Origin of the sequence: Bilophila sp. 4_1_30 (genome assembly GCF_000224655.1) — a bacterium.
Taxonomy (GTDB): Bacteria; Desulfobacterota; Desulfovibrionia; order Desulfovibrionales; family Desulfovibrionaceae; genus Bilophila; species Bilophila wadsworthia.
The window spans coordinates 627,928-634,497 of sequence record NZ_JH114232.1 but is presented as its reverse complement, the minus strand read 5'-3'; the positions used below and the strand labels follow the sequence as shown (position 1 = coordinate 634,497).

Genomic DNA, 6,570 nt, shown 5'->3' with positions numbered 1-6,570 from the left:
GAGTACAGAAAGGCCGGACGGTATTGCCATCCGGCCTTTCTGTACTCTTCAGCGGCGCAACGGTTTTACGCCACATCAAATAGTCTTCTCAAACCGCCTGTCCATCCAGCGCTCTTTCAGCCTTTCCATACAACGGAACTCCTGACGCGTAACCTCCCCGCCATTCAAAAGCCTTAGAAAGAGGGGGAGGTACAGGAAGGGGGAGGAAGCCCTTCTTCAGAGAGGTTCCTCTCCCCCTCCTGCCGTCTTCAGATTAGCTCAAAAGAAGCTGAGGACCGTCTCTGAGAGGCAAAACGTGCCCAACAAGCCATCCGGGCTCACCGAGAGCGGCAAGGCGCTCCAAAGCCTCTTCTACGCGCTCCTGGGGCACAGCCAGCACCAGCCCGCCGGAAGTTTGTGCGTCGAATACGAGGGTAGCCCTCAGGCTGTCCACATCAGGGCTCACGAACGTACGGCAGGAACAATGTCTGCGGTTGGCATAACTGCCCGCAGGAATCAGGCCGTCAGAGGCGAACGCCTCCACGTTGTCGATAAAAGGCAACGAGGCGGTGTCTATCTCGACGACGACCCGGGAACCCCGCGCCATCTCCAGCAAGTGCCCGCCGAGCCCAAATCCCGTGATATCCGTTGCGGCCTTGAGGTTCATGGCCCGCAGCACTTCGGCGGCGTTCGCGTTCAAATGGGCGGCCCAACGGTAGAGATCGGCTTCGGCCTTGTCGCTGCCGTCCCACTGCGCCTTGATTGCGGTTGCCAGCACGCCCGTGCCGAGCGGCTTGGTCAGCACGAGCGCGTCTCCGGGACACAGCCCGGCGTTACTGGCCACGGCGTCAGGATCCACATAGCCGGTCACGGACAAACCGTATTTGATTTCCGCGTCTTCCAGCGTATGCCCGCCGGCAAGCACGGCTCCGGCCTCGACGATCTTTTCAAGGCCGCCCGCCAGAATCTCGGCAAAGACCTCCAACGGCACATCCTGAGCCGGGAATGCCGCGATATTCATCGCCGACCACGGAACCCCTCCGACGGCGTACACGTCCGAAAGCGCGTTCGCCGCCGCAACCTGACCAAACAGCCGGGGATTGTTTCCGAGAGGGCTCAACACATCCACCGTCTGCACCAGCGCCATTCCCGCAGGCGGCGTGCGGAGGATCACGGCGTCCTCATTGTGCTCAAAGCCGTGCAACACGCGCCCCTCCGGGTCCGGCACCCCCGGCAGGGACGCCAATACCTGCTCCAGCAACTCTGGAGCCGTCTTCGCCGCTCAGCCGGCGGCCTTGGCTTTGTCCATCAGTCTGAACGACATGACATGCTCCTTGAATGAAGGTTGATGACGAAAGAGCCCCCCTCGAAACACTAAGGGGAATACGGCACGTGTCTCCTTTTTCCTCAGACAGCCCACCTCTCCCATTCAGGGAAGGGCTGAAGCTAGAACTCTTCCCTATCCAGCACGCGGCAGCCGATGGCCTCGGCCAGATGCGGAACGCCGATGGATTCCGATCCGGCGAGATCCGCAATCGTCCGGCTTATCCGCAAGATCCGCGTATAGGCGCGGGCGGAAAGCGCCAGCCTCTGCACGGCTTCCCGCAGAAAAGCCCTTTCCGGCGCTCCCATGCGGCAGTGTTTCTCAAGAAGGCTGCCGGACAGATCGGCATTCGTCCGGCAATAGCGAACCTCCGCATAGCGCGCTTGCTGTACGGCCCGCGCAGCAAGCACACGTTCGCGCATCCGGGCCGACGTCACAGGCGAGGCTCCGGCCTGCAGCTCCTCGTACGGCACGGCGGGCACATTGATATGCAGGTCGATGCGGTCCAGAAGCGGCCCGGAAAGCCGCGCCCGATAGCGGCGGATCAGCCCCGGCGAACAGACGCACGTATGCCGGGGATCGGTGGCATAGCCGCAAGGGCACGGATTCATGGCCGCCACCAGCATACAGTCCGCCGGAAAGGTTACCGAATGCGCCGATCGGGATACCGTCACCGTACCGCCCTCAAGCGGCTGCCGGAGCACGTCGAGCGTATTCTTGCCGTATTCCGGCAGCTCGTCGAGAAACAGCACTCCCCGGTGGGCCAGAGAAACTTCGCCGGGCCGGGGATAGGCTCCGCCTCCGACCAGCGCCACATCAGATACCGTGTGGTGCGGCTCGCGGAAAGGCCGCTCCGATACCAGCCCCTTGCCGCCGAGCATCCCCGCCACGCTGTAAATTTTGGTCACTTCCAGCGCCTCGTCCGGCTCAAGGGGCGGGAGTATGGACGGAATGCGCTTGGCGAGCATGGTCTTGCCGCTTCCTGGCGGGCCGATGAGCAGCAGGTTGTGCGCGCCCGCCGCCGCGATTTCAATGGCCCGCTTGGCGTGCTCCTGCCCTTTGACGTCGGCGAAATCCAGAATCCCCCGCGCGGGGTCCTCATCGGATACGGGCGGCTCGGCGGGGGTCAGCTCGCATTCACCCATGAGGAACCGTACGGCTTCGTCCAGCGTCGCCGGACCATAGGCGGGAAGCCCCTTGACCAAGGCCGCTTCAGAGGCATTTTCCGGGGCGGTGACGATGCCCTTCGCGCCTTCGTTCCGGGCCAGCATCCCAAGCGGCAGAACGCCGGGCACTGGCTTGATGGCGCCGCTCAGGGAAAGCTCCCCGGCGAGAAACCAGCCCTCCAGCCGCTCCGCGGGCAAGACGCCCGCCGCCCCCAGCAAGGCCACGGCCAGCGGCAAGTCATAGGCGCTTCCGGCCTTCCGGCGGTCCGCCGGAGCCAGATTGACGGTGATGCGCGCTGCGGGCAGCGTGAACCCGCATGAACGCATGGCCGCGAACACCCGTTCCTTGGCTTCGCGTACAGCGCCTTCCGCAAGCCCGACCATCACAAAGGCGGGCATCCCCTTCCGCAGGAAATCCACTTCCAAATCCACCCGGAAGGCGTCCACGCCCTGCAACGCCCCACATGCCAACCTGACGATCATACTCTGTCCTTTACGCAATGCCTCCGGCGGCCCTGCACCCGCAGCTTTCCCCGGAACCTGTCTTGCTCAACGCCAGGGCAAACGGCGACGCCTTCCCCCTACATAACATCTACCCCAAAACTAGCATACAACAGCCAAGCAAGACAAATAGCCGCCTGCACGCCAGCTGGCCCTCCCTTTTCCTCTTCACCGCAGGATTCTTTTGCTCCCGATCCCATCCCCAACGGCTTTCCCCATAAAAAACGCCCGAACGACATCGTCCGGACGCGGCCCGCCGGGGAAAACCGGCAACAGGGATTCAATAAACACGGAAGCCTTTAGGGAGGGAGCCTGACAGATTTGGGGAGAGGCAGGAAAACCTTTCTCCAGAAAAGCCCTCCTGCCTCTCCCCAATTCCATACAGCAACCTACTTCCGCTTCTCTTCCTCAAGGATCTCTTCGGCGCGCAAAAGCGCCTCGTCGAGCGACGGGTAGATGTTCTCTTCGCCAACGGCGCGGAGAATGCCGACCCGCTGGAGCGTCCTGCGGGCGGGTTCCTGCACGGCGGCAAAGAGGACGCGGCAGCCTTCCTGACGGCGCTCAAGAAACGCCTCCAGTGCGTGGATACCGGTCATGTCGATGGCGGGCGTGTTGTGCAGGTACATGATGAATACCTTGGGAGGCGTCTCCATCGCGTCCAGCGTGGACTGGAACCGGTCGGCCACCCCGAAGAACAACGGCCCGTTGATGGCGAAAATCTCCACGCCGTCAGGCACGGATTCCTCATCGGGCAGGGGAATGTCGTGCGCGGCGGCCTCTTCCTCTTCGCCGGAAACGCAGGTGTGGATGCCCGTCAGCTCGCTCATGCGGCGCATGAACAGCAGGGAAGCCAGCATGACCCCGGTATATACGGCTACGGTCAGATCGAAGATCACCGTCAGCGCGAAGGTCAGGATCATCACCGACCAGTCGGACTTCGGCCCTTGGAAAATATGCCGCACCGTCCGCAGATCGCTCATGTCATAGGCGACCATGACCAGCACGGCGGCGAGGGCCGCCAGCGGGATGTATTCGGTCAACGGCAGAAGCCACATGACCACCACGACGAGGAACAGGGAGTGCACGATGGCGGAGATGGACGAATGCGCACCGGCGCGTACGTTGGTCGCCGTGCGGGCAATGGCGCCCGTGGCGGCGAAGCCGCCGAAGAACACCGAGGCCACGTTGCCGATGCCCTGCGAAATCAGCTCCATATTCGAATTGTGCCTGTCGCCCGTCATGCTGTCCGCCACCACACAGGCCAGCAGCGATTCGATGCCCGCCAGCAGGGCGATGGTCAGCGCGTCGGGGAACAGCTCGCGGATACGCTCAAAGGTGATCCCGTACGGCAAAGTGAACTCAGGGAAGCCCGTGGGCAATGTGCCGAACCGGGAACCGATGGTATCGGTCGGCAGGGAGAACAGCCACACCAGCAGCGTGGACAGGAACACGGCCACCACAGGGGCGGGAATCTTGGGGATCTTATGCCTGACGATCAGGATGACCAGCAGCGTGAAGGCCGCCACCCCGAACGTCGCTGGGCTGAAATCCATGGCGTTTTGGGCATAGGCTCCCCACTTATCAAAAAATTCCGGCGGGGTATCGACAAGCGGGAGCCCGAAGAAGTCCTTCATCTGCGAGGAGAAGATCAGCAGCGCAATCCCGGTGGTGAAGCCCGTGGTCACCGGATAGGGGATATATTTGACCAGCGCCCCCAGCCGCAGGAACCCGAAGATGACGAGCAGGATGCCCGCCATCAGCGTCGTCAGGACAAGCCCCTCGTAGCCGTGCCGGGACACGATGCTGTAAATGATGACGACGAACGCGCCCGTCGGCCCGCTGACGGGAAACCGGCTCCCGCTGAAAAACGCCATGAAAAAACCGGCGATGATGGACGTATACAGCCCCCGTTCCGGCGTCAGGCCGGAAGCGATGGCGAACGCAAGCGCGAGCGGAAGCGCCACCACGCCCACGGTGATCCCCGCCGAAACGTCCTTGGACAGCATCCCAAGGCTGTACCCGCTGCGGATTGTCTTAAAAAGGCTCGGAACAAGCGGCGATTTGTGCTGTGCCGGCTGTATGCTGGACATGAAACCTTCTCCTCCCAACAAAACGAGGCATGAAAAAAGGAAATGAAGCAGCCTTACATTTGCGGATCGGACGGAGACGCCGGGACGGCACGCCTGCCGATCATAAGCTTGCGCTCGTAATAACGGAGCACAGCCGAAATGCTCAATGTCATGGCCAGATAGAAGATGGCGACGGTCAGCCACACTTCAAAGGCCCGGAAGTTCACGGCGATGATTTCCTGCCCCTGCCGGGTCAGTTCGCCCACGCCGATGACAACGAGCAGGGAAGTATCCTTCAGCGAAATGATGCACTGGTTGGTCAGCGGGGGAATCATGCGCCGGAAGGCCTGAGGCCAAATGATGTAGAGCATGGTCTGGGCCTGCGTGAGCCCGGTGGAGCGTCCGGCCTCGGTCTGCCCCTTGTCGATGGACTGGATGGCGCCGCGCACGATTTCCGCGATATACGCGCCGGAGTTCACGCCGATGGCGATGACGCCCGCCACGTCGGGGGGAATGCGCATACCAAGGGCCAGCGGCAAGCCGAAATAGAGGAACATAACCTGAACGATAAGCGGCGTCCCGCGGATCGCTTCGATGTAGAGGATGGCGATGCCGCGGAGGAAGCGGCTCCGGGAGGTATTGGCAAGCCCGGTGACCACGCCGAGCAGGAGACCGACGAGCAGGCCGCCCAGCGTGATGATGAGCGTCAGCTTCATCCCGCCGAGGAGCTGGGGCGCGGTTTCCAGAATGATCGAAGGTTCGAAATCAAAAGCCATGAGGCACCCGATGGATTAAAGGAGAAAAAGGGACGGGGAGGCAGAAACCTCCCCGTTGCTCTATTCCAGCGAATAGAGGCACCCTACATATCAGATTCCTTGGGTGCGAAACCGAACCACTTTTCGTACAGCTTGGCGTAGGAGCCGTCCTTGCGCATCTGGTCAAGGACGCCGTTGACCTTCTTCACCAGCTCCTCGTTGCCCTGGGCAAAGCCGATGCCGTACTTCTGGCCTTCGTACAGAGGGCCGACGACCTTGGCCTTGCCCTTGCCGGCGCTGTTGGCGAACGCGGTCACCACGGGCATGTCGAACACCACGGCGTCGACGCCCTTGCTGAGCAGTTCAAAGAACATGCCGTCGTTGTTGGGGAACTGCTTCAATTCCTTCGCTTTGCCGAAATCCTTCATAAACGGCACGGAAGAGGTGCCGGTCTTCACGGCAACGACCTTGCCCGCGAGGTCTTCAACCTTGCTGATGCCCTTTTCGTCGTCACGGACGAGGATCTTGAGGCCGGACGTATAGTAGCCGTTGGAGAACTGCACGACCTTGGCGCGTTCAGGCGTGATGGTCATGCCGGCGATGCCCACATCCACGTTGCCGGTCTGGAGGCCGGGGATGATGCCGTTGAAGTCCATGGGCTGAAATTTGTAGGAGAGGCCCAGCTTCTTGGCGATGGTTTCCCAGAGCTCGATATCAAACCGGTAAACTTGCCGTCCGGCCCCTTGAATTCGAAGGGCATGAAGTTGGTGTCGTGA

General features: G+C 61.8%; 5 protein-coding genes. All 5 read right to left on the bottom strand.

Going from position 1 to position 6,570, the window contains the following annotated elements; genetic code table 11:
- Positions 1 to 253: 253 nt before the first annotated feature.
- Positions 254 to 1,303 carry a selenide, water dikinase SelD gene (gene selD, locus HMPREF0178_RS09445; protein WP_083832511.1) on the bottom strand — a complete coding sequence of 350 codons (1,050 nt, stop codon included), beginning with the start codon at positions 1,301 to 1,303 and terminating at the stop codon, positions 254 to 256.
- Between the two features lie 122 nt (positions 1,304 to 1,425).
- Positions 1,426 to 2,952, bottom strand: a complete 1,527-nt coding sequence (locus HMPREF0178_RS09440; RefSeq protein WP_009380439.1) for a YifB family Mg chelatase-like AAA ATPase — start codon at positions 2,950 to 2,952, stop codon at positions 1,426 to 1,428.
- Positions 2,953 to 3,359: 407 nt separating this feature from the next.
- The gene (locus HMPREF0178_RS09430) at positions 3,360 to 5,060 is read right to left on the bottom strand and encodes a SulP family inorganic anion transporter (RefSeq protein WP_009380437.1); all 1,701 of its coding nucleotides are present in this window, start codon (positions 5,058 to 5,060) and stop codon (positions 3,360 to 3,362) included.
- 53 nt (positions 5,061 to 5,113) lie between these two features.
- Entirely contained in the window at positions 5,114 to 5,815 is a 702-nt protein-coding gene (locus tag HMPREF0178_RS09425) for an amino acid ABC transporter permease (protein ID WP_005028332.1), read from the bottom strand.
- Between the two features lie 83 nt (positions 5,816 to 5,898).
- Positions 5,899 to 6,570, bottom strand: a 672-nt coding sequence (locus HMPREF0178_RS09420; RefSeq protein ID WP_009380436.1) for a transporter substrate-binding domain-containing protein, incomplete at its 5' end; no start/stop codon positions are given.

Coding starts and splice junctions, on each gene's coding strand:
- HMPREF0178_RS09440 (WP_009380439.1), bottom strand. CDS start 2,952: ATGATCGTCAGGTTGGCATGTGGGGCGTTGCAGGGCGTGGACGCCTTC.
- HMPREF0178_RS09430 (WP_009380437.1), bottom strand. CDS start 5,060: ATGTCCAGCATACAGCCGGCACAGCACAAATCGCCGCTTGTTCCGAGC.
- HMPREF0178_RS09425 (WP_005028332.1), bottom strand. CDS start 5,815: ATGGCTTTTGATTTCGAACCTTCGATCATTCTGGAAACCGCGCCCCAG.